Below are 22,989 nucleotides of genomic sequence, written 5' to 3' on the forward strand. Positions count from 1 at the left end.
ATAGCATTTAATTCAATATAATGTATATAATTATACAAGCGCTGGCTCTATTTCCTTAAAGCATACTATTTTTGTATAGGCATGAGCTACATTGCATTGAACCATAAAGTTCGTTATTTTTAGTTTGAAAGAAGTCAGATGATCAAAAGGCTCACTTTAGTGACTTTTTTGCTTTAATTAATCAAATAGATATATAAGAAATATTTAATATAGTATGCAACTTAACAATAGCCTAGCAATCAAAGAAAGCAATATCAATTTATTAACCTAAAAGGTTTACATAATAAAAATATCTATATGATGAATATTAATACTTTAAGGTAAATATAATTAATAAAGTTGACTAAGGATTGTATGGGTTAATAAGTAAGAAAAGAATATTAATACAAAAAAATGAAATTTAATGTTGACAAAAAAGATCTGATTACCTATAATTGGTATTAGTAACCTTATAGGAATACTAAGAAAAATAAAGCGATGATAAGAAGAGTAGGTTAAGGAATATTTGCAGAGAGAGACTTTCCAGGCTGTAAGAAGTCTTAATGGAACTTAATTGAAATGCATCTTTGAGCTCTGAATCGAAGTCATAGTAGACTTCAGCGGGTACGCCCGTTAAAGCGTTGGTATTTTTGATACTTAAGCACATGAGATATCATCTTCTAGAAAGAAGTAATGATAAGCAGAGTGGAACCGCGGAGAATAATCTTCGCCTCTGTATATTTAGGGGCGATTTTTTTGCGCAGTTTTTCATAATATTAATTTTATTGGGGGAGAAGAAATGAAGAAAAAATTATTAAGGGCTATGATTTTAAGTCTTAGTGCAGTGTTCATCTTGACGGGATGTTCCGGTGGTAAGGATGACTCAAAGGATGATGCTGTAGTACAGCAGAAGGTTGAGGACAGCAGTGAACAGATAATAAAGGCAACAGATTTAAGTAAAAATGTACAAAAGGCCAAGGATAGAAAAGATACCTTTGTAGCAGCTATTTCAGCTCCAGGAGGAGTATTCTTACCATACTTCTATGATAATGGATGGGATGGTAATGCAACCTCACCTATGTTTAGCGCTTTGGTAGGACTAGATAGAAACGGTAAGGTAATACCAGACTTAGCTGAAAGCTGGGATATATCAAAGGATCAGTTAACTTACACCTTCCATTTAAGAAAGAATCTAAAGTTTAGTGATGGTTCACCATTAACAGCAGACGATGTAGCATTTACGCTTACATTACTAGATGATCCAGCTTACTCTGGTGATATGGATATCTCTCTTGCTTCTATAAAAGGTGGAGATGACTACAAAAAGGGCTCAGCAGCTTCTATTTCAGGCATCAAGGTAATAGATCCACAGACCGTAGAAGTAACCACTGAAAAGGTAAATGCTCAGAGCTTAACTACTCTAGGAGTTCAGGTATTGTCAAAGGCATACTATGGAAAAGATTATAAAAAGGGGCAACTTGATTATTTAAAGAGTCTATACCCAGCACCTTTAGGAGCAGGTCCATATAAGCTTGATAAATATGTTCCAGGTCAAGAGATACGTTATACTGCTAACGAATATTACTACGGAGGAAAGCCTTCTGTAGAGCATTTAATATATAAGGTTACTTCAAAGGATACAAAGCTTCAATTATTTCAAACTGGAGAAACCGACTATGATGGATTTACAGCTGATGAGGATACGGTGGATCAGTTAAAGAGCTTAGGCTTTGCAAATATCAGAATTGCTACAGCAAACACTTACAGCTTCTTATATATAAACAATAAAAAGCCATATCTTAAGGATACTTTAGTGAGACAGGCACTTATATATGGTCTAGATCGTAAGAAATATGTGGATGTAGCTTATAAGGGTTACGGCCAAGTAGCAAATGTTCCAGCATCACCAGTTTTATGGTCTTATTCAGATGATGGAGTAAATAAATATGAATTCAATACAGATAAAGCAAAGGAACTTCTAGATAAGGCTGGCTGGAAGGTTGGATCAGATGGAGTACGTGAGAAAGACGGACAAAAGCTTAAGATTAACTATCTAGCAAGAAGTAAGGATGATGAGCTTATTCCAATAGCAAAGGAAAATTATAAAGCTTTAGGAGTAGACTTTAATGCCGAGATAATGGACTTTAATGCCTTAGTTGCAAAGCTTAAAAAAGGTGATTATGACTTTGCAGCAGTTTCCACTTCAATGCTTGGGGATCCTAATGACGCTGTAGGTGAGTTTTTATCAACTTCTCAAGGAAACTACTCAGGTTACTCAAATCCTAAGGTTGATAAGCTAATACTTGATGGAATAGCTACAACTGATGTTGCAAAGAGAAAAGAAATATACAAGGAGCTTTATAAGGAGTTCAGCAATGATCCACCTATAATACTTCTAAACTATAGAAAGTCAGTGGCAGCTTACAATGGAAGAATAGAGGGGCTTGATATTGATAACTTCAATGGAATCGGAGCTACCTTGGCTAAGGTTAAAATAAAGCAATAAAAATATATATTTCAGATAAAGTAAAAAGGTCTAGCCGAAGCTAGACCTTTTTGGAGATATATGAGAGGAGGCAGTATATGAAAAAATATATTTTTAAAAGATTTGTTCAGATGATTCCAACCTTGATTGGAGTATCAATGATAGTTTTCTTTCTCTTTGCCTTGTTGCCAGGAGATTATATAGATTCTAATCTTCAGCTTACACCACAAAGAGCTCACGAGCTAAAAGCCTTATACGGATTAGACAAACCTATACCAGTACGTTATGTAAATTGGGTGAAGGATGCTCTAACTGGCAACCTTGGTTTTTCTTTAAAATATCAAGAATCGGTAACCTCACTTTTAAATAAATATATATGGAATTCTTTTATAGTAGCAGTATTTACCCTGATACTATCTTGGAGTATAGCACTTATAATAGGAGTTTTTTCTGCGCTGAAGCAGTACTCAATTTTTGATGGAATAGTTACTTTAGCAGTATTTGCATCCATGTCCTTTCCATCCTTCTTCATAGGGCTTCTCATGATTAAGTTCTTTGCAATAGACCTGAAGCTACTGCCGGTAGGGGGCATGATCGATACGGGAAGCAGCTACACCGGCTTCACCTATGTGTTTGATGTATTGAGACATATGATACTTCCGGTTGCCATACTTACTTTCCTTAGTATTGGGTCACTTACAAGATATTTTAGAACTGGTATGTTGGATGTTATAAGACTAGATTTTATACGTACAGCAAGGGCAAAGGGCTTAAAAGAAAAGACTGTTATCTTTAAGCATGCCTTGAAAAATGCCATTCTTCCTGCAATAACTTTGCTGGGCTTTGAGCTACCAGGTTTATTCTCCGGTGCCATAATAACAGAGCAGATCTTTAACTGGCCAGGAGTTGGAAGAGTGCAGCTTGAAGCTTTAAGCTATAGAGACTACCCAGTGCTTATGGCTTTTACCATGTTTTTATCCTTCTTAACTATACTAGGTAACTTCTTAGCAGATATATTATATGCTGCTGCAGATCCTAGAATAAGACTTAAATAGAAAGAGAAGAGGTGAAGGTATGATAAATTCAAAGGTTGTTAATAAAAGCAAGGCTGTAAGAAAGTCGGAATCCTTATGGAAACAAGCCTTTAAGAGACTAAGAAAAAATAAATTAGCGATGATAGCACTTATATTTCTCATATTGATGCTTTTATTTAGCTTTATAGGACCATTATTTTCTCCATACGTTTCAGGAACCGTTAATGCCTCAAGCATAAGCAAAGCTCCTAGTGCAAGGCACTGGCTAGGTACTGATAAGCTAGGAAGGGATATTCTTACGAGACTTATGCAAGCAGGCAGGATTTCTTTAACCATAGGAATTGCCTCCATGCTGGTATCAGTGATATTTGGAGCTATACTTGGAGCCATTTCAGGCTTTTATGGAGGTATTGTAGATAATCTAATAATGAGAATTGCAGATATATTGATGTCCATACCTGGTTTGCCACTGCTTATGATAATAGGGGCATTGCTATCTGAGTGGAAGGTTCCAGGAGAGTACCGTATATATATTGTTATGATAATGCTTAGTTTAGTAGGTTGGCCAGGACTTGCCAGACTTATAAGAGGGCAAATACTGTCCCTTAAAGAGCAGCCCTTTATGCAGGCTACTGAAGTGCTAGGACTTAGCGATAGAAGAAAGATTTTTAATCATTTAATTCCAAATACAATTCCAATATTACTGGTAGTAGCTACTTTAAATGTAGCTGGAGCCATATTAAGTGAATCTGTATTAAGCTTTTTAGGCCTAGGAGTAGTCCCACCAGCGGCTTCTTGGGGAAATATGATAGACGCGGCAAATAACTTGATAGACTTCCAAAAGAGACCTTGGCTTTGGGTACCTCCAGGAACAGCAATTTTTCTTACGGTTATATCCATAAACTTATTAGGTGAGGGTTTAAGAGATGCTCTTGATCCTAAGATGAAAGGTAGGTAATATACGATGAAAAAAACACTATTAGAAGTAAAAAACTTAAAAACCTACTTTCATGTAGATAATGATGTAGTTAAAGCTGTTGATGACGTTAGCTTTTCTATAAATGAAGGGGAAGTGGTTTGCGTAGTTGGTGAGTCAGGCTGTGGTAAGAGTGTAACCTCCTTATCTATAATGAGGCTTATAAGTGATCAAGGAAAGATTGAAGATGGACAAATAATTTTTAATGGAAAAGACCTGCTTTCTTTAAATAAATATGATATGAGAGATATCAGAGGAAATGATATTGCTATGATTTTTCAAGAGCCAATGACTTCTCTTAATCCCGTATTTACAATAGGTCAGCAAATGCTTGAACCAATTATGGTACATTTATTATTAAACAAAGAAGAAGCTCATAAAAAGGCCATAGAGCTTATAACTAAGGTTGGTATACCAAGAGCTGAAGAGATATTTAATTCTTATCCTCATGAATTAAGTGGAGGCATGCTACAGCGTATCATGATTGCCATAGCCCTAAGCTGTGAGCCTAAGCTTCTAATTGCGGATGAACCTACCACTGCTCTTGACGTTACTATCCAAGCTCAGGTTTTAGATATATTGCGTAGTATAAGAGATGAGTTTAATACCTCTATACTTTTTATAACTCATGATCTAGGAGTAGTAGCAGAGATGGCAGATCATGTAGTTGTAATGTACGCAGGGAAGGTTATAGAAGAAGCTCCAGTATTAGAATTATTTAAGAACCCTAAGCATCCATACACCAAAGGGCTTCTTAAGTCAAAACCAATAATAGGACAAAGAAAGCCTAGGCTTTATTCTATACAGGGACAGGTACCAAATCTTTTAGAGCTTAAAGAGTCTTGCTATTTTAGTGATAGATGTGAACACTGCATGGAAATATGCAAAAACAAAGCACCAGAGCTTAAGTTAGATGATAATAAGCATAAAACTGCCTGCTGGCTTTATGAGGAGGGAGATAAAAATGAGTAAGCCTTTATTAGAAGTAAAAAACTTAAAAAAATACTTTCCTATCTCTAAAGGTCTTTTTGGCAAAGCAAAGGAAAATGTAAGAGCAGTAGATGATGTGAGCTTTACCATAGGAAAAGGAGAAGCCTTTGGCCTGGTAGGTGAGTCTGGAAGCGGAAAAACCACTATTGGTAAGACCATATTAAGGATGAATGATAAGACTGATGGTAAGGTGCTTTTTGATGGTTTAGATATACACAAGCTCTCAAAGAAGGAACTACAAAAGCTCCGTCCAAAGATGCAGTATATATTCCAAGATCCTTATAGCTCACTGGACCCAAGGATGAGAATCGGAGATGCCATAGGAGAACCCTTACTTCAACATGGCTTAGCAACCGAGGAAAATGTTCGAGAAAAGGTGGAAGAAGTATTGGTTTTATGCGGTCTTGCTCCATATCATATAGATAGGTTTCCTCATGAGTTTTCTGGAGGGCAGCGTCAGCGTATAGTTATAGCTAGAGCCATGGCTTTACAACCAGACTTTATAGTAGCAGATGAGCCAGTGTCTGCCTTAGATGTATCCATACAAGCACAGATAATAAATCTTTTCAGTGATTTAAAGGAGAAGAGAGGTCTTTCTTACTTATTTATATCCCATGATTTAAGTGTGGTAGAGCATCTTTGCAGTAGAATAGCCATCATGTATCTAGGAAATATAGTAGAGCTGGCGGATAGAGACGAGCTATTTAACAATCCATTACACCCATACACCAAGGCTTTATTATCAGCAGTGCCAATACCGGACCCAACTCTTAAAAGAAAGAGAATCATACTAAAGGGTGACATACCAAGCCCAGCCAATCCTCCTTCAGGCTGCAGGTTTCATACAAGATGTCCTTATGCTATGGAAAAGTGTAGTAAGGAAGTTCCTGAGTTTAAGAAAGTTTCTGAAGGCCATGAGGTGGCGTGCCATTTGGTTTAAAGATGTGGCACCTAAATCAAAAATCTAATTTCAAAACTCTTATGATTTTTAATAGGAGAATTCGAAAATATAGATTTTATTATGAAGTGGTACATCTGTAGATACTAATATAATGAAAAAAACGGCTCTTTTGGATTTTATAAAGACACTTTACAATGATAGATGATATGATAAAAATATGTTATATAGGTATCCTTTATGAAAACTTAATTTATACATGTTCCATAATCCTGGTTTCTGGCAAGCATTAGGAATGTATAAATTAATAGTTTAAGTTGGATACCTATATTAAAAATCTTAGCATTTAATTTATATGGAGATTAACCATTATGAAAATAAGAAAAGCAATTGGTGCAGTTGTAGTTCAAGATAATGAATATTTACTAATTCATAAAGTTAGGAATTCTGATAGTAGCGAGTTTATTAACGGATATTGGGATTTTCCAAAGGGTGGAGTTGAAGAGTCGGATAAAAACTTAGAAGTAGCAGTTATGCGAGAGCTAAAAGAAGAGACTGGATCTGCTAATTATAGAATAATTGATAGATTTGATAGAAATATTTGCTTCTTATTTCCTAAAGCATATAAATATGAAAAGCAAGAAACTACTATGTTTTATGTTGAGTATTATGGAAATAGAGAAGAATTAAAGCCTCAGGATGAGGAAATTGATGAGGTTAAGTTTTTTTCTAAAGAACACTTAATGAGCATTATATCCCTTGATGAAACAAAGGACTTTTTAAGGGAAGTGTTTTATAGAATATAGTATTGCTTAGTACTCTCAATTAAAAGTATTAGTATAGATGAATTGAATAACTACAATAGCAGCTATAAGGCTACTAACTTAAATAATAATTGAAACTAATGTAGTGATTAAAAAGATATGAATTTTTTATAAAGCTAAAAAGATAAAAACTGTTATCTGTGACCATATGATATTATAAGAATAAGTAGGTGAAAGAATACACCTACTTATTTTTTTTATTATGTTAGCCTCTAGTTGGATCTACCCATTGTCCCATTAGAGTAATTGTGTTGTGTCCATTAGATAATGTAAGGTTGTTCAATGGAACAGCTAGAATACCTAAAACTAATACACTAAGTAATAGTGACGATAATTTTTTTCTCATAAGAAATACCCCTCCCAACCATTTATGTTACTATTATATTACAATTATATCAAAAATGCACTATAATTGTAATGAATGAATTTTTATATAAAGGCTTCAAGTTCTTTAAGATATTCATCGCACTTCTTTTGATCACCTTGTTTATTTGCTACTTCTGCAAGTTTGTATAACGCAAAGCGTTTTCCTTCTTTTAAGTCGTTTCTTTCTAAGGTTTCCATTAATCTCTCCATGCTTTGCTTTAATTTGTCAAATAATTTGCTTTCTGATAGAACTTTTGCTAAATCTTTATAAGCATCTAATAACAAATCAAATCTATTATACTGTTCTGCCATTTCTGTAGCTAAATCAAATAACATCAAGCTTTCCTCAAGCAATCCTTGTGCATACAATACTTTTGCTTTTAGAGTGAGTGTTGTTGAAAGATTTGGTTTATTATATTTGAGTTTTAAACTCTGAGATTGACTTAGGTATTGTAAGCTTTTGTTGTAATCTTTAATTTTATAATAATATTCGCCTATATTATTATATAATATTGAAAGAAGAACATTGTAATTATCACTATTTTTCTCTTTTACTAATTGAATTAATTCAAAGTACTGCTTTGCAGATTCATCATCTTTTCCAGTAACAGAGAGAATAAGAGCCTTATCCAACTTTGCCTCTACCAATACGTAATCATCAGTAATCATGGTATTGTTTAATATTTTATTATCTATTAGTGATAGGCTTTCATAATACTTCTCCATACGGGAATAACATAAGGCTACAGATCTAATTCCTTTCGCATAGCGCACATAATCTCCAAAATTTAAGGCATAAGTACTACCATTTTCATAATAAATACTTGAATCCTCATAGTTGTTTTGCATATATTTACAGAAACCCAGCTCTAAGTAAATAAATACTTGATTTTTTTCATCCTTTAGTTCTTTGTAAAATCCTAGAGCATTGCTTAACGATACAAAAGCATTACTATAATCTTTTTCATCGTTATACATTTTTCCAGAAATCTTATAGCAATGTGCTAACAAGTCTATTAGTTCAAATTTCTTTTCTATTTCGATAAGTTCGTCCAACTTTTTATGAGTAAGTTGTGTTTCATCTTTTAATTCATTTTCGCAGTAATATCTAGCGTCCTCCTTTGGAGTTCTAGAAAAATATTCTTCATCTAAGTTTAAATTAACACTTATTCTCTTAGCTATTTCATTGAATCTTTCAGCTAAAAGCTTAGAACTTGCTTTGCTTACATTCCTTTTTCCACTTTCCATCATACTAATGAAGGCTCTAGTCATGTTTGTATTTTCAAGTTCAGCTTGATTTACTCGAAACTTTTTCCTCATTAGTTTAATTTTTTCGTTTGGATTTAAAAATTCCAAAGCGCTCCCCCCTTTTTACATTAACTCATAACCAAAATACGTTGATACATATATTAGAAATTATATATTATTATTACATAAATTGCTCAAGAAAATGAAAAAAATGTTAATATGTTAATTTTTTTAATGAAAAATATTTTTTTAACAATGAAACTGCTAAATTCGAGGGAGGTATTTTACAAAAAATTACTTATTAACAACTTATTAATGATGACTCTAGTATGAGATGGTAACTTCTATAGTATTTTTCCTAGTACATATTTAAAGATCAAATTATCTTTCTAATATCCAAGAGCTAAAGTTCATTAAGGAATTAAAACTACAATATACAGATATTAATAAAATAAAAAGTGCAATGACCTAACAGTACTTTTATTGTTAATTAACTTTTTATAAGAGTATAATAATCTGTAAGAATAATTAATTAGAGGAGTAAAAGACAAGTTTTGTTATTTTATAGAGTTTTAATAGCGCCTTCGGAAAAGGTAGAATTTAAATATTTATTTATATATATTTGGAGGTAATTTTATGAGTAAACCAAAAGTTTATATAGCGAAGTTTATTCCTCAGGAAGTAGAGGATTATATAGCACAATATTGTGATTATGAAAAGTGTGAAGATGAGGCTATAACAAGGGACCAGTTAATTGAAAAGTTAAAAGATAAAGATGGACTTCTAACCTCTGGAACTAGAATTGATGAGGAGCTTTTAGAAAAGGTACCAAACCTTAAAGTTGTAAGCAACATGTCGGTAGGTTATAATAACTTCAACCTAGATGAAATGAAAAAAAGAAATGTAATAGGTACCAATGTGGCAGGTTCTCTGGATGATACGGTTGCTGATCTTATATTTGGGCTTATGTTAGCTTGTGCTAGAAGGATAACGGAGCTTGACAGATATGTTAAGTCAGGAAGATGGAAGAAGGATGATGACTTAGACCTTTATGGAGCTAATGTACATCATAGCACCCTAGGCATAATAGGCATGGGTAGAATAGGAGAGGCTGTGGCTAAAAGAGCTAGTTTAGGCTTTGATATGAAGGTGCTTTATTATAATAGAAGCAGAAAGCCTGAGGTGGAGAAAAAACTAGGGGCACAGTATTGTAGCATGGAAGAAGTGTTAAAGGCTTCAGACTTTATAGTTATTATGACTCCTTTAACTGAAGAAACCTATCATCTTATAGATGAAGCTGAGTTTAATATAATGAAGCCTAACGCCATATTTATAAATGCTTCTAGAGGAAAAACCGTAAATGAAAAAGCACTGATTGAGGCACTGCAAAGCAATAAGATAAAAGCAGCAGGACTTGATGTATTCGACGTTGAGCCAGTGCAAGCTGATAATCCACTGCTTAAGATGGACAATGTAGTTACCTTACCTCATATAGGGTCTGCAAATGATGACACAAGATTTGCTATGGCTAAGCTTGCTGCAGAAAATCTTGTGAAAGCACTTAATGGAGAAAAGGCACCTAATACCGTACCAGAATTAAAGTAGGAATAAGCTAGAAGCCTCATGTTTCCTATATATTTATATAAATATAACAATATAAGAATCTTAAATATAACAATTTAACAATTAAACAATTTGAAAAGGCTTCAATTAGCTTGAAGAACTGCATTGCTTTAAGCTTTTGAGGCTGCAAGTATTATCAAACCTATGCTGCGTTTTAGAGATAAGTGCCGCATATATAAAATGTATAACCAAGGAAGGGACTGATGATAGCATGGAGCTAACAAAAATTAATGGAAATACCTACTATATAAAGGCTCCAACTAATATAGGAGTTTATAGTTACAAGAATAAGAATTGTCTTCTTGTAGATACTGGAATAAATAATTCTGCTGCTAGAAAGATAGAAGAGGTTCTTAAAGAGAACAATCTTCATGTAAAATATATAGTTAATACTCACAGCCACACTGACCACTGCGGGGGCAACACTTATTTTAAGAATAATTATACTGGCTGTATAGTGTACGCTTCAGAAAAAGAGAAGCTCTATATGGAGAATATGGAATTAAGACCTAACATGTTATACACCTCAACTACTCCTAAGAACCTTGCTTCTGACTGTAAGGATCTTATAGTGGACTACACTTTAGCAGAAGGAAATACAAAGATAAATGACGATAAGTTTGAAGTTATAGAATTAAAAGGACACTCTCCTCAAGGAATAGCACTATTAACCTCTGATAGAGTTTGCTTTTTAGGAGATGCAATATATAGTGAGTCAATACTAAACAAATATTCTTTTCCATATCTCTTTGACGTAGGAAGTACTTTGGATTCCTTAGAGAAGATAATGAATATTGATGCAGATTATTTTGTAATAAGCCATGCAGAAGATATAGTATTAAAGGAAGACTTAGAAGCATTAGTTGATAAAAATATAGATAATATTAATAATTATTGCGAGCAGATAATAGAGCTTTTAGAGAAACCTTTAACTAAGGAAGAGCTTATGGAGAATATAACCATACTAAATGATTTAGATATAGATTTTAATCAATACCACATAAACTATTCCTCTATGTCTGCATTTTTAGCCTATTTATATAATAAGGGGAAGCTTAATCATTCTGTGGAAAATGGAAGGCTTTATTACTATAGCAGTTAATGAGTTTTCAACCTGTTAAAGTACTATGTTGGAATAGTTGAAATTAAATAACTTAAGAATAATAGAAATCACTAGGAGGTAATCTTGGTGATTTTTTTACCGTTAAGATCAGTACAAACTTTTTTATTGTAAATTGGTTTCTGTTGAAAATGGCAATAAATTAACAAAGAGACTCTCTCAGCATAGGCAAACTGGAGTCTCTTTGATTTTTATGTATTTAATTCAACTACTAATCACTTAATTTTAATATAATGCATAAATATTAAATATATTTTCAACTTTATTTCATTGCTGCTTGGAATCTGTTGTTTACATCTTCCCAGTTTACTATGTTCCACCATGCCTCAACGAAGCCAGCTCTCTTGTTTTGATATTTTAAGTAGTAAGCATGTTCCCATACGTCTACTATAAGAAGTGGACACACTTCCCATTGAGTTAGGTTTTGATGTTTTTCTACTTGAAGAACAACTAACTTGTTAAATAGCTTATTCCAGCATAGTACAGTCCAGCCTGAACCTTCTACTGCTACAGCAGCTGCACTAAATTGTTTCTTAAAGGCATCGTAGCTTCCAAAGTCTTTGTTTATTTGATCTGCTAAACTTCCAGTTGGTTCTCCGCCTCCATTTGGACTCATGTTTTGCCAGAACATTGTGTGAAGTATATGGCCTGCCCCGTGGAAGGCATACTCTCTCTCCCAATGTTTTATAAGACCGAAGTCTCCTTTTTCCCTAGCTTCAGCTAGTTTTGCTTCTGCATTGTTTAGTCCATCTACATAAGCTTTATGATGCATATCATGATGTATTCTTACGGTCTCTTGATCGTAGTGTGGTTCAAGTGCATCATAAGCATAAGGTAAATCAGGTAAAGTATATGGCATAATATCACCTCTTAATAAATTTTTATCCTTTATATATTACCCACTATTTAGAATGTTATAAGCACAATTATAGATTTGGATATTATAAATTGTATTAGAAGAATTTAGGTATATATTTCAAATTGAAGCTAATAATATATATGGTTATACTTGACAAAAACTTAATTTATGTATGTTCGATAAATCTCGGTTCCGGGGATAGGATGATCCTGGGTTCTGAGAATCATCATGCATGCATAAATTAATAATTGAAGTTAGATAACTATACCTATGTAATTATATTTTGAGAGGATGTGTGTGTATTGTCAGTAAATAATGCAATGACTGCAGATTTTTTACGTTCAGCTTATGGTGGAGAAAGTATGGCTCATATGAGATATCTTGTATGGGGAGACTCAGCAGAGAAAGATGGGTATCCTAATATAGGAAAGTTATTTAGAGCTGTAGCTTATGCTGAAAGAGTTCATGCAACAAACCACTTCAATGTTATGAAGGACCAAGTAGGGGATAGCACTGTTGTAGCAGGGGCTGTATTTGGTCACACAAACATTATAGAGAACCTACAAGGTGCTATTGATGGAGAGTTACATGAAATAAAACAAATGTATCCTGTTTATCTCGAAACTGCAAGATATCAAGAAGAAAAAGACGCTCAAAGATCCTTCCATTATGCTTTAGAGGCTGAAAAGGTTCATGCGAAGATCTTCCAATTTGCTCAAGATACTGCAAAGCAAGGTAAGGATTTAGAAATAGCAACTATGTACGTTTGCCCAGTATGTGGATACACAGAGATCGGAGATAATGTTGAAAAGTGCCCAGTTTGTGGAGTAAGCAGAGAATTATTTAAAGCATTTGAATAACAAGGGTTTGTAAACTTAGTAATATTCTACGTTTATAAATTCAAATATCTCCAAACTATAAATTTTAGTCTTAATGTATAATATCTACAAACTAAAAATTTTAGTTATAATCTTGTAAGTGCATTACTCCAACTGAAGAAGATAATTACTTAATGGAGTTTCTGCATAAAAAGCACTATCAAATAGCTGATAGTGCTTTTATTGAGCCAAAATTTATCAAGTAAATATATTAAAGCTTGTTTTGTCTATAACCATAATGTAAGATAAAGTAAATTATTTATAATATTCGATTTTAACTTTGTTAGTATTGGTGAAAGGATGATGGTATGAGTAATAAAGGTTCTAATAACAAAGTAAGTTTAAATGACAAGCTTATTAATATAATTAATTTCATTTCAATTATTGTAATAATATTTGCGGCTATATTTTCTATAGTTGCATGGAAAAAGAAAGATGATATATTTTACATTATATCTGGGGTCCTCATTATTGGAGGCACTCTATTTAATATCTACCTTTACTCAAGACAAAAATTAAAAGAAAAGTAGTGAGATGACTTTTGTTACGAAGGATCAAGTAGAGGATAGTACTGTTGTAGCAAGAATTGTACTTGGTCATATATACATTATAGAAAAACTACAAGGTACTATTGATAGAAAATTAATGAAATAAAGCAAATATCCTGTATATCTTGGAACTGTAAGATATCAAAAAGGAAAAGCTAATTACTTAATGAAGTTTTTGCATAAAAAGCACTATCAAGCTGATAGTGCTTTTTTGATACAAATTCAATTGTAATAAACTCAGTAATAGATGTGGAGGGGGGATCAAGTAAAGGTGAGCTATAGATATACCACTTCATATTAAGGTTTATATTTTTAAACTTTCCTCTCAGAAACCGGAGGAGCTTTAAAAATAGCTTTTGAATTGAAGTAGCATCTCTTCATTACTTTGTAGTAAAAGCATTTAGCATCCACAAGTCCTTCTCATACTTAGATATAAAACCAGCCATAAGATCAACAGTACCTTGATCATTAGCAGCTTCAGCAAGCTTTAGTATATTCCTTGATGATTCTAATAAATATGAAAAGTCTTTTCTTATAACTTCTACAGACTCTTCAGGGGTAGCATCCTTGCTTTCTCTTTCAGCAATGGTAGATAAACTCAAGTATTCTTTCAATGAAGCAGCAGGAGTATAACCTAAAGTTAATATTCTTTCTGCTACAGCATCTAAATCTGTGTTTACAGTGTCATAGTACTCTTCAAACTTAGTGTGAAGTTCAAAGAAAGCTGCACCTTTTATATTCCAATGAAGGTTGTGTAGTTTAGTATAGATTATATTTAAGTTTCCAAGATACTTATTTAACTCTCTAACAACACCTTCTAAACCTTCTTTTTCTAAACCAATATAATTTTTACTCATAAAAAATCCTCCTTAGCTAATTTATTAATTAATATGAAATCATAATAAGTATAACCATTTGATATTTATAATATTTGTACCTATTAAGATAATTTTGTTTTAATTACTAATTTGTAATTAGTACAATATTATAATAACTCTTATCTGATTGCTTGTCAATGCTAAATGATAAAAATTATCAATTGTAATTTATTTGTTGATATAAAGAGGTAACCTTAGGGCGTTAGATGGTCACTTTTCATAATTAATCCAGAGTAGGGACATTAAACTTAAGCATTGGATGATTGAAGGCTTAAATTCAATAGGTTAACTTAATAAGGCCTGGTAAAAAAAGCATACTCAGAGTCTATAAAAAAATAAGACCAGATCGCATCGATCTAGTCTTTAATCAGCTTGTTTAGATAAACAATTTCTACATATTCCTTTAAAATGAAGTGATTGCTCTTTAATTATAAACCCATCTAAATTTTTAATATGAGAAGGTTCAATAGCTATATCCACATCATAAACAGTTCCGCAGCTCTCACACTTGAAATGCCCATGGGAGGCAGGATTGAATAAGTCGTATCTTATTTCTGTTCCTTCTATAGTTATAGCCTCAACAATTTTCTTTTCAACAAACATATTTAAAGTGTTATAAACAGTAGTCTTAGAAAGAGTTGGTATGTCCTTTACTAACTCTTCATATATCTGGTTCACATTTGGATGGTTTTGTCTTTCATTTAAATATTCAAAAATTCTTTTTCTTTGATAGGAAGGACTTATGCCATGTTCTCTCAAATAAGCTTCGATATTAATTATTTTCATCAAATTAATCACCTCCTATATTAATGTGTAATTAATACAAATTTATACTTAATTTAATAATAGCAAAAATTTTTGAAAATGTTAATGGAATCTGCTGGTTAATATACGTTTTAAGTTATATTATATAAAGGTAATACATTTTTTTGAAAATATAGACTATTACTTTAAATATATTAAGTTTCAGAGATAGGTGATGAGTTATCGCATAATTTCAACAGGGTATTCTTAACCTTGCTTAATACTAAACTTTATTGGAGGTACTATGGTTACTAGATTTGAGCAAGAAAGCTCTATAATATTTTTAAGATACATATATATATTTGTGTTTATGATAGCTTTTTCATACAGTGGAGATAAGATAAATTCTTTTTATATAGTATTGTTTCTTCTATTTATAGCAAACAATCAGCTTCGATACTTTATATTGCCTAGGAAATGGTTTATTATGCTTCCATCTCTAATTTTAGAGACTATATTAGCCTACAATCTGTATAGTCTAGCAGGGTTCTTTGGTGAGTTTATCTTTGTATTAACCCTGCTTGATATAATATATAACTTCCCTAAGATTTTTTGGATGTGTTATGGGGCTATAATTGCTGCTTTAATGTATAGCGTGGATTTAAATAGATTCATGGGCTGGATTGTGGTTGCAGTACCATTGCTTATAATACTAGACAAGGTAAAAATTGAACAGTTTAGAAAAATAGAAGCACAGGATCTATATGATCAATTAAGAGAGAAGGATGAAGAACTTAAAAAAGCAAATAAGGAGCTAGAATCTTATGCAAATACAGTAGAGGAAATAACTCTTTTAAGAGAAAGAAGCAGAGTATCAAGGGAGATCCATGACAATGTAGGCCATGCTCTTTCTACAATAATAATTCAGTTAGGAGCTATAGAAAAAGTAGCAGAGAAGGATGGAAACAGCGCAGCTCTCATGGCTAAAAACTTAGGGGAATTTTCTAAGGAGAGTATGGAGAGGGTAAGAGCAGCGGTAAGGGCTATGAAGCCTAGAGAGTTAGAGGAATATGAAGGTGTAATAGCCATCTCAGAAATGATCAAGAACTTTGAAAAGCTTACTGATGTAAAAGTTCAATTTAGAGTTTCGGATAAGGTTTGGAGATTGAATTCAGATCAAACCATGGTTATATATAGAATAGTACAAGAGTTTTTATCTAACTCAGTTAGACATGGTAAGGCTACTGAGGTGAGGATATTCTTGAACTTTTTAGATAATCATCTTAGGCTTCATTTGAAGGACAATGGAAAAGGCTGTGGCAGTGTAGTACCAGGAGTAGGGCTTTCTAGCATAAAAGAAAGAATTTCTGTCTGGGGAGGAAACCTGGAATTCTTTACAGAGGAAGGTAAAGGCTTTGAGGTTGCAGTGACTATGGATAAAGGTAAATTGAGTTTAGATGAAGTATAGATTTTTCTGGAGGTATTAGGGTGGATAAGATAAAGATAATTATTGTAGATGACGAAAAGCTCATAAGAGAAGGTCTTAAAATAATACTTTCAACCTATGAAGATATTGAAGTATTGGCACTTTGTGAAGATGGACAGAAAGCTTATGAGTTTTGCAAGGAAAATAAGGTTGATGTAGTTCTTATGGATATAAGAATGGAGAACTGTGATGGGGTTCTAGGTACTAAGCTTATAAAGGAACATAATAGCGATATTAAGGTTTTGATATTGACTACCTTCAAGGATAGTGAATATATAGAGGACGCTCTTAAGAATGGCGCTTCTGGATATTTGCTAAAGGATAGCTCTTATGATCTGATTTATGGAGGGATTAAAGCAGCTTTTGGTGGTAACATAGTTGTTCATCCAGATATAATACCTAAGCTTGTAGTTAAGGAAAGTAGTGGTGGCGAGGCTATAGCAAAGGAAAAGCTGCAACAGGAAACAGGCCTTACTGAACGAGAAATTATTATAATTCAGGAGATAGCCGACGGTTTGACTAATAAAGAAATAGGAGAAAAAATGTTTCTTACTGAAGGAACTATAAAGAATAATATAACTACAATATTATCAAAGTTAGCATTGAGAGATAGAACGCAGATTGCCATATTTGCATTTAAGAATAATCTAGTTAAGTAGATAGACTAAAGTAGTCAATAACAATAGATAATTGAAGGGTTACAAATAAATTAGTTAGGCTTATATGTTAAAAGATCAGGAAATGCTGATCTTTTTTGTTTTCTTTTATTAATTTGAAGTCAGTATATATGTTTAGCATTATTATAAATGACTTAAGTCATTTAAGATGATGACCTAGGCTAATAGGTAATAAATAGATATCCTTGTATAATTAACTCATAGATAAGAAATCAACAAAGCAAGTTTATAAAATAAAACTTAGCGGTTTAATATAGGAGGATTTTAGAATGAATATAGTAGAGGTAAATAATATTACAAAGAGATTTAATGATAAGTTAGTTTTAGATAATGTTTCCTTTAACATCAAGAAAGGTGAAGTTTTTGGATTACTTGGACCAAACGGAGCAGGAAAATCTACTTTGATAAATTTAATGGTTGGGCTTTTGAAGCTTGATAAAGGGCAAGTTTTAATAGGTAGCAATGATATTACTAAAGAGCCTATTAAGACAAAGGAAAGAATAGGTTTAGTACCACAGGAGATAGCATTGTTTGAAAGCCTAAATGCAAAGGAAAACTTAGAGTACTGGGGAGGTTTATATGGTCTAAGAGGAAAGCTTCTTAAAGAAAGAATCGATGAAGCAATAGAGATATCAGCTCTTAAGGATCACTTGAAAAATCCTGTAAAGAAGTACTCCGGTGGAATGAAGAGAAGACTTAATATAGCTGCTGCTATGATGCACCATCCAGAAGTGTTGATAATGGATGAACCTACTGTAGGGGTAGATCCACAGTCAAGAAATCATATATTTGAAGTTGTAAAGAAGATGAATAAGGAATACGCTACTTCCATAATATATACATCTCACTATATGGAAGAGGTTGAGCTCTTATGTGACAATATACTCATACTAGATTTAGGAAAAGAAGTGGCTTATGGTAATAAAGAAGAGCTTAAGAGAATGGTAACCAGTGATAAGGTGATTAAGATAAAGGCTCAAGGAAAGCTAGAAGAACTTGCTTATGAAATAAAGAAGCTTTCCAATATAAGAGGAACAGAAGTTATAAACGATGAGATAAAGGTAATCTGCAATGAAGGTATTACTATAAATTCAATACTGGATGTAATATCTAAGTATAAAGTGGCAGTAAAGAATATTGGTATAGAAGAACCTACCTTAGAAGAAGTGTTCTTGACACTTACAGGTAAAAATCTTAGGGATGAGGAGAAGTAAAATGAATATTTTTACAGAGATAAGAAAAAACTTAATTTCTTTTATTAGGAAAAGTAAGCTAGTATTTATTTTATTTATAATTTGTCCAATGGTAGCTGCCTATATATATGGAGTTATGCAGCAGGATTCCTTTGAGGGGAAGAGCAAATTTGATCCTATAAAAGTTGAATTTAAATATGATAAAACTTCTTTTGAAGGGAAGACGCTAGAGTCAATGTTAAGCTCTAAAGAGGTTAAGAGCTTTATAAATAGTGATGCAAAGGATGATTTCAAATGCAGTGTAGTGATTGATAATTCTTTTAATAATATAGAAATAGAGAAGTTATCTGGTTCTGATAGTGTTACAGATATGGTGCAAGGTTTTATGAAAACCTTCAGTGATAGCATAAATCAATACAAGGTATTATACAAAGACATTGATAAAGTAAGTCTAAATGCAGAAGAAAACAAACAGTTAAAAGAAAAGTTAGTAGTAAAGCTTCAAGAGATACAAGCCGTACCTTCAATAAAAGAGAAGATAATAGAAGGCTACAAGTCATTAGGAGCAAGAGAGTATTTTACTATATCAATGTTTAGTTTTTCATCAATAATAATAATGCTCACCTTAGTAAAGATGTTTTACAAGGAAAAGAGAGTTGGCATATTAAAAAGAAGCTTTTCTACTCCTAACAGCAAAATTAATTACTTGGCAGGATATTTAAGCTCATCCTTTCTAATAGTATTCTTTATAAACCTAGCTTATGTTTTGGTAAATAGAATCTTAGGTATAGCTTTTACCACTTCTATATCATGGGTATTAGTTACAGTTATACTTCAAAGCTTGCTTCAAGCTTCGGTAATAGGTCTCATAATAGCCTTTGTAAAAAGTGAGAAGGTTAGTAATGCAATAATTGGAGTGCTTAATGCATTACCTCTAATGATTGGTGGGGTATTTTACAGCATTGACATGACAGGATCAAGTGCATTAAAGATGATTTCAAATTTCGCACCTAATTCCTTGATACTTAATTCCTATAAGAATTTAGCTATACTACAAGGAAGTAATGGTTTCTTAAATCAGCTTATGATAATGCTTTTAGTAGCAGTTATATTCTTAGTTATAAGTATTGCTAAAGTAAATATAGTGTGGGAGGAATAGATATGAGATTTTTAATATTGCTTAAGAGTAATCTTAAAAGAATGATTAGAAGCAAGAGTACAATTATAGCAACTTTTGTAATTCCATGTTTTATAGTTTTAGGTTTTGGAGTTATATTTAATAAGATAATAGGTAATACAGATAATGATTTTATAGTAGTAAATAGCGATAGAGGAAGTAATGGAAGTGAATTTATAAAAGAGATAAAAACTAATACTAAAATAGAAGTTTATGATAAAGCTAAAGCTGAAGAGAGATTAAAGAGAAAGAATATAGGTGTTTTTTATGAGATACCTGAGGACTTTTCAGAAAAGCTTGCTAAAGGGGAAAAACCTCAGATAGCTGCTTATAAACTTGAAAGTAACAAGGATTTAGGAAACTTTCAGTTAAATGCAAATACGGTTATAAATCATATGGTGTTAAGAAGTGAATTTAAGAATAACAATAAAGAAATAAGCTTAAAGGACTTAAGCTATGAAGATACTAAGATTTCAGTAGTTAGCAAAGATAAAAGTAACTTCAGTATTGGTGAGTCAATAACCCTCAATTTAATCATAAGCTTTGTACTTTATAGTTCTATTGGGATATCTATGGAGTTGTTTCACCTAGGTGAGCAAAATATAATAACTAGAAGTTTTACTACAGGAAATAAACCAAAAGTTATTTTAGGTGCCATATTAATTTCATTATTTTTAATATCAGTAGTATCCTATAGTGTAATTTATACATTAAGTGCTTTGATAAGTTCTCCGAGTATGCTTCTAAAGGCACCTGTAGCAATATTGAATTTATCATGTCTAGCTTTAGTTTCCTTAAGCTTAGGAATACTGGTATCCAGATTAGTAAAGAATGAAAGCTATATTAATGTGACCTTACAAGCTATTTCAGCGATTACATGCTTTTTAGGTGGAAGTTTCATGCCTTATGAATTATTACCTAAGTCAATAACTGTATTTTCAAAATTTACCCCTCAATACTGGGCAATACAATCTATAAATAACCAAAAGCCACAATATGCATTGATAGTAGTACTTTTTGCACTAGTGTTATTTACAGCTGGAACCTTTAAAACAAAGAGCATAGCAAATGCCTAGAATATGTAGCTAATTTTATTGTTAATATATACATGCATAAGGTCATGAATAAGGTGACAGATCAAATATAAAAAGGGCTATTGATCACATTACTTTAAAGAAAGCTTTAAAATTACATCGGAATATATATTAATAAGAAATCGCTAGTGAAACTGTCACTAGCGATTTCTTATGTATTATAGCAATGCAGTATCAAGCACTTGCTTTATCTTTTCCTTTGTAGCAACGCCTTCATGTATCTTTTCACCGTTGATATAGTAAGTTGGTACGTAGTAATAGTCGTATTGCTCAGCCACTTCTGGCTCTAGGTTTTCGTCTATAGTCTTAATTTCTATATCTGAATATGCTGGATTTTCTTCCTTAAGCTCGTTCATCCAGTTTATTGCCTGTTTGCAGTATGGGCAAGATTTCATCATAAAGAATAATACTGGTTTCATATAATATCACCTCTTTACTTTATTAAGTTACTAACTTTTCTATATTATACCTCTAGGTTAGAGTTTTTATCAATACAATACTATGTTATTATTAAATATGTAGGACTTTATGGTCTTACACTAGAAAAGCACCCTGTTTTATCTAATATGTGATTTATATATTAGGTTAAAAACTTAGCATATTATATTTAATAGTTTTGATTGAAGCATAGCAAAATAAATATTCTTAGGAATATAGAAAGCTTTATTTGAGAAAGGTATTTTATACCGATAAACTCTAATTGCACTAATAAAGATAGACTACTTAAAGCTAAAATATGTTTCAAAACTCTCCTTTTTAAAGGGTTTTGAACATGTAAGTTTTAATAATAAGTGGTACATCTATAAGTATAACCAAAAATATAAAAAAAATTTGGGAGATAAATTATATGATAGAAGGATTTATAGACTTAAGAAGTGATACTGTAACACAGCCAACAGAGGCGATGAGAGAGGCAATGTTTAAGGCTATGGTAGGCGATGACGTTTATGGAGATGATCCTACAATGAATGAGCTTGAGGCATATGCAGCAGAACTTGTAGGAAAGGAAGCTGCACTTTTTGTTCCAAGTGGAACTTTTGGCAATCAGCTTTCTCTTTTCACTCATTGCAGAAGAGGTGAAGAGGTTATACTAGGAGAAGATTGTCATATAGTTGCTCATGAGGTTGGAGCAGCAGCTGTTATTGCTGGAGTACAGTTAAGAGCGCTTCCAACAGAAAAAGGAAAGATGAATCTAGACAAGATAGCTGCTACTATAAGAACCGAGGATATTCACTTTCCTGAGACTTCATTAATTTGTGTGGAAAATGCTTACTCCAACGGATCAGTAGTAGACTTAGATTATATGAAAGCTATATACTCAGTGGCTAGAGAAAACAATCTTAAGGTTCATCTTGATGGAGCTAGACTTTTCAATGCGGCGGCATTTTTAAAGGTAGAAGCTAAGGAAATAACTGAATACTGTGATTCTGTAATGTTCTGCTTATCAAAAGGCCTTTGTGCTCCTGTAGGTTCTATACTAGCAGGTAGCAAAGAATTTATAGATAAAGCAAGAAAAAAGAGAAAGCTTATGGGCGGAGGACTAAGACAAGCTGGATTCTTAGCAGCTGCTGGTATGATTGCTCTTAAGGACATGACTAAAAGATTAAGTGAAGATCATGAAAATGCATTATATTTAGCTGAAGAGTTGGAAAAACTAGAAGGAATAAAGGTTGATAGAGAAACCTTAGATATAAATATGGTTTTCTTTACTCTTGATAACATAACCAAATTATCAGATGAAGTAGTTAAGCATTTTGCTGATAACAACATAAAAATAAATGGACAAGAAGGCGGCAAGCTAAGATTTGTTACTCACTACTGGGTTACAAAAGAGGATGTAGATTATGTAGTTTCCACTATGAAGAGCTTTCTAAAATAGGCTCTGTGAAATTAAATTACCAGTAATTCGATG

The 22,989-nt window shown here is 32.6% G+C and carries 22 protein-coding genes and 1 other annotated feature; of the genes, 16 read left to right on the plus strand and 6 right to left on the minus strand.

The genetic code is table 11. From position 1 onward, the window contains the following. Window positions 1-468: 468 nt before the first annotated feature. Window positions 469-717: a binding site (T-box leader), on the plus strand. A gap of 61 nt (window positions 718-778) precedes the next feature. The 6 genes from GXK57_RS00575 to GXK57_RS00600 all read left to right on the plus strand — a co-directional run bounded on the left by GXK57_RS00575 (window position 779) and on the right by GXK57_RS00600 (window position 7,168). Next, window positions 779-2,485: an ABC transporter substrate-binding protein gene (locus GXK57_RS00575; RefSeq protein WP_160669873.1), complete on the plus strand. Its 1,707-nt coding sequence runs from the start codon at window positions 779-781 to the stop codon at window positions 2,483-2,485. A 77-nt stretch (window positions 2,486-2,562) separates the two neighbouring features. Continuing rightward, entirely contained in the window at window positions 2,563-3,519 is a 957-nt protein-coding gene (locus GXK57_RS00580) for an ABC transporter permease (protein WP_160669876.1), read from the plus strand. A gap of 19 nt (window positions 3,520-3,538) precedes the next feature. After that, window positions 3,539-4,456 (plus strand): oligopeptide ABC transporter permease, encoded by a 918-nt coding sequence (gene opp4C, locus GXK57_RS00585; RefSeq protein ID WP_160669879.1) that lies wholly within the window; start codon window positions 3,539-3,541, stop codon window positions 4,454-4,456. 6 nt (window positions 4,457-4,462) lie between these two features. Continuing rightward, a complete protein-coding gene (locus GXK57_RS00590; protein WP_160669882.1) occupies window positions 4,463-5,446 on the plus strand; it encodes an ABC transporter ATP-binding protein in 984 nt (327 codons plus the stop codon). Further along, complete coding sequence (locus tag GXK57_RS00595) at window positions 5,439-6,404, plus strand: ABC transporter ATP-binding protein (protein WP_160669885.1); 966 nt, start codon at window positions 5,439-5,441, stop codon at window positions 6,402-6,404. Before GXK57_RS00590 ends, GXK57_RS00595 begins: the two co-directional genes overlap by 8 nt. Before the next feature lie 329 nt (window positions 6,405-6,733). After that, window positions 6,734-7,168, plus strand: a complete 435-nt coding sequence (locus GXK57_RS00600) for an NUDIX hydrolase (RefSeq protein WP_160669888.1) — start codon at window positions 6,734-6,736, stop codon at window positions 7,166-7,168. Window positions 7,169-7,391: 223 nt separating this feature from the next. On the opposite strand, the gene GXK57_RS00605 is transcribed toward GXK57_RS00600, so the two are convergent. Both GXK57_RS00605 and GXK57_RS00610 read right to left on the minus strand, forming a co-directional pair. After that, window positions 7,392-7,532: a hypothetical protein gene (locus GXK57_RS00605; protein ID WP_160669891.1), complete on the minus strand. Its 141-nt coding sequence runs from the start codon at window positions 7,530-7,532 to the stop codon at window positions 7,392-7,394. Between the two features lie 83 nt (window positions 7,533-7,615). Further along, window positions 7,616-8,908: a helix-turn-helix transcriptional regulator gene (locus GXK57_RS00610; RefSeq protein ID WP_160669894.1), complete on the minus strand. Its 1,293-nt coding sequence runs from the start codon at window positions 8,906-8,908 to the stop codon at window positions 7,616-7,618. A gap of 528 nt (window positions 8,909-9,436) precedes the next feature. Between GXK57_RS00610 and GXK57_RS00615 the strand changes: the two genes are divergently transcribed. After that, window positions 9,437-10,405 (plus strand): D-glycerate dehydrogenase, encoded by a 969-nt coding sequence (locus tag GXK57_RS00615; protein WP_160669897.1) that lies wholly within the window; start codon window positions 9,437-9,439, stop codon window positions 10,403-10,405. A 229-nt stretch (window positions 10,406-10,634) separates the two neighbouring features. Then, the gene (locus tag GXK57_RS00620) at window positions 10,635-11,525 is read left to right on the plus strand and encodes an MBL fold metallo-hydrolase (protein ID WP_160669900.1); all 891 of its coding nucleotides are present in this window, start codon (window positions 10,635-10,637) and stop codon (window positions 11,523-11,525) included. 280 nt (window positions 11,526-11,805) lie between these two features. Here GXK57_RS00620 and GXK57_RS00625 read toward each other — a convergent pair whose 3' ends face one another. Continuing rightward, window positions 11,806-12,402: a superoxide dismutase gene (locus GXK57_RS00625; protein WP_160669903.1), complete on the minus strand. Its 597-nt coding sequence runs from the start codon at window positions 12,400-12,402 to the stop codon at window positions 11,806-11,808. 302 nt (window positions 12,403-12,704) lie between these two features. On the opposite strand from GXK57_RS00625, the gene GXK57_RS00630 reads away from it, so the two are divergent. Continuing rightward, window positions 12,705-13,262 (plus strand): rubrerythrin family protein, encoded by a 558-nt coding sequence (locus tag GXK57_RS00630; protein WP_128210988.1) that lies wholly within the window; start codon window positions 12,705-12,707, stop codon window positions 13,260-13,262. 326 nt (window positions 13,263-13,588) lie between these two features. Then, a complete protein-coding gene (locus GXK57_RS00635; RefSeq protein ID WP_160669906.1) occupies window positions 13,589-13,810 on the plus strand; it encodes a hypothetical protein in 222 nt (73 codons plus the stop codon). A gap of 398 nt (window positions 13,811-14,208) precedes the next feature. On the opposite strand, the gene GXK57_RS00640 is transcribed toward GXK57_RS00635, so the two are convergent. Together GXK57_RS00640 and GXK57_RS00645 are read right to left on the minus strand one after the other, a co-directional pair. After that, window positions 14,209-14,685, minus strand: a complete 477-nt coding sequence (locus GXK57_RS00640) for a Dps family protein (protein WP_160669909.1) — start codon at window positions 14,683-14,685, stop codon at window positions 14,209-14,211. Between the two features lie 384 nt (window positions 14,686-15,069). Next, entirely contained in the window at window positions 15,070-15,492 is a 423-nt protein-coding gene (locus tag GXK57_RS00645) for a Fur family transcriptional regulator (RefSeq protein WP_160670576.1), read from the minus strand. 262 nt (window positions 15,493-15,754) lie between these two features. On the opposite strand from GXK57_RS00645, the gene GXK57_RS00650 reads away from it, so the two are divergent. The 5 genes from GXK57_RS00650 to GXK57_RS00670 all read left to right on the plus strand — a co-directional run bounded on the left by GXK57_RS00650 (window position 15,755) and on the right by GXK57_RS00670 (window position 21,059). Continuing rightward, window positions 15,755-16,918 (plus strand): sensor histidine kinase, encoded by a 1,164-nt coding sequence (locus GXK57_RS00650; protein ID WP_160669912.1) that lies wholly within the window; start codon window positions 15,755-15,757, stop codon window positions 16,916-16,918. A 20-nt stretch (window positions 16,919-16,938) separates the two neighbouring features. Further along, the gene (locus tag GXK57_RS00655) at window positions 16,939-17,595 is read left to right on the plus strand and encodes a response regulator transcription factor (RefSeq protein ID WP_160669915.1); all 657 of its coding nucleotides are present in this window, start codon (window positions 16,939-16,941) and stop codon (window positions 17,593-17,595) included. Window positions 17,596-17,882: 287 nt separating this feature from the next. Next, window positions 17,883-18,827, plus strand: coding sequence for an ABC transporter ATP-binding protein (locus GXK57_RS00660; protein ID WP_160669918.1), 945 nt, complete (start codon window positions 17,883-17,885; stop codon window positions 18,825-18,827). Between the two features lies 1 nt (window position 18,828). Next, window positions 18,829-19,965: an ABC transporter permease gene (locus GXK57_RS00665; protein ID WP_160669921.1), complete on the plus strand. Its 1,137-nt coding sequence runs from the start codon at window positions 18,829-18,831 to the stop codon at window positions 19,963-19,965. A 2-nt stretch (window positions 19,966-19,967) separates the two neighbouring features. Further along, window positions 19,968-21,059 (plus strand): ABC transporter permease, encoded by a 1,092-nt coding sequence (locus GXK57_RS00670; RefSeq protein WP_160669924.1) that lies wholly within the window; start codon window positions 19,968-19,970, stop codon window positions 21,057-21,059. 176 nt (window positions 21,060-21,235) lie between these two features. Here the strand turns inward: GXK57_RS00670 and GXK57_RS00675 are convergent, their stop codons facing one another. Next, window positions 21,236-21,496 carry a thioredoxin family protein gene (locus GXK57_RS00675; protein ID WP_160669927.1) on the minus strand — a complete coding sequence of 87 codons (261 nt, stop codon included), beginning with the start codon at window positions 21,494-21,496 and terminating at the stop codon, window positions 21,236-21,238. Between the two features lie 428 nt (window positions 21,497-21,924). On the opposite strand from GXK57_RS00675, the gene ltaE reads away from it, so the two are divergent. Continuing rightward, window positions 21,925-22,956, plus strand: coding sequence for a low-specificity L-threonine aldolase (ltaE, locus tag GXK57_RS00680; RefSeq protein WP_160669930.1), 1,032 nt, complete (start codon window positions 21,925-21,927; stop codon window positions 22,954-22,956). The last annotated feature ends 33 nt before the right edge of the window (window positions 22,957-22,989 follow it).

Source organism: Clostridium sp. C8-1-8, from assembly GCF_009928445.1.
GTDB lineage: Bacteria > Bacillota > Clostridia > Clostridiales > Clostridiaceae > Clostridium_AR.

Coding starts and splice junctions, on each gene's coding strand:
- GXK57_RS00575 (WP_160669873.1), top strand. CDS start 779: ATGAAGAAAAAATTATTAAGGGCTATGATTTTAAGTCTTAGTGCAGTG.
- GXK57_RS00580 (WP_160669876.1), top strand. CDS start 2,563: ATGAAAAAATATATTTTTAAAAGATTTGTTCAGATGATTCCAACCTTG.
- opp4C (WP_160669879.1), top strand. CDS start 3,539: ATGATAAATTCAAAGGTTGTTAATAAAAGCAAGGCTGTAAGAAAGTCG.
- GXK57_RS00590 (WP_160669882.1), top strand. CDS start 4,463: ATGAAAAAAACACTATTAGAAGTAAAAAACTTAAAAACCTACTTTCAT.
- GXK57_RS00595 (WP_160669885.1), top strand. CDS start 5,439: ATGAGTAAGCCTTTATTAGAAGTAAAAAACTTAAAAAAATACTTTCCT.
- GXK57_RS00600 (WP_160669888.1), top strand. CDS start 6,734: ATGAAAATAAGAAAAGCAATTGGTGCAGTTGTAGTTCAAGATAATGAA.
- GXK57_RS00605 (WP_160669891.1), bottom strand. CDS start 7,532: ATGAGAAAAAAATTATCGTCACTATTACTTAGTGTATTAGTTTTAGGT.
- GXK57_RS00615 (WP_160669897.1), top strand. CDS start 9,437: ATGAGTAAACCAAAAGTTTATATAGCGAAGTTTATTCCTCAGGAAGTA.
- GXK57_RS00620 (WP_160669900.1), top strand. CDS start 10,635: ATGGAGCTAACAAAAATTAATGGAAATACCTACTATATAAAGGCTCCA.
- GXK57_RS00625 (WP_160669903.1), bottom strand. CDS start 12,402: ATGCCATATACTTTACCTGATTTACCTTATGCTTATGATGCACTTGAA.
- GXK57_RS00635 (WP_160669906.1), top strand. CDS start 13,589: ATGAGTAATAAAGGTTCTAATAACAAAGTAAGTTTAAATGACAAGCTT.
- GXK57_RS00640 (WP_160669909.1), bottom strand. CDS start 14,685: ATGAGTAAAAATTATATTGGTTTAGAAAAAGAAGGTTTAGAAGGTGTT.
- GXK57_RS00645 (WP_160670576.1), bottom strand. CDS start 15,492: ATGAAAATAATTAATATCGAAGCTTATTTGAGAGAACATGGCATAAGT.
- GXK57_RS00650 (WP_160669912.1), top strand. CDS start 15,755: ATGGTTACTAGATTTGAGCAAGAAAGCTCTATAATATTTTTAAGATAC.
- GXK57_RS00660 (WP_160669918.1), top strand. CDS start 17,883: ATGAATATAGTAGAGGTAAATAATATTACAAAGAGATTTAATGATAAG.
- GXK57_RS00665 (WP_160669921.1), top strand. CDS start 18,829: ATGAATATTTTTACAGAGATAAGAAAAAACTTAATTTCTTTTATTAGG.
- GXK57_RS00670 (WP_160669924.1), top strand. CDS start 19,968: ATGAGATTTTTAATATTGCTTAAGAGTAATCTTAAAAGAATGATTAGA.
- GXK57_RS00675 (WP_160669927.1), bottom strand. CDS start 21,496: ATGAAACCAGTATTATTCTTTATGATGAAATCTTGCCCATACTGCAAA.
- ltaE (WP_160669930.1), top strand. CDS start 21,925: ATGATAGAAGGATTTATAGACTTAAGAAGTGATACTGTAACACAGCCA.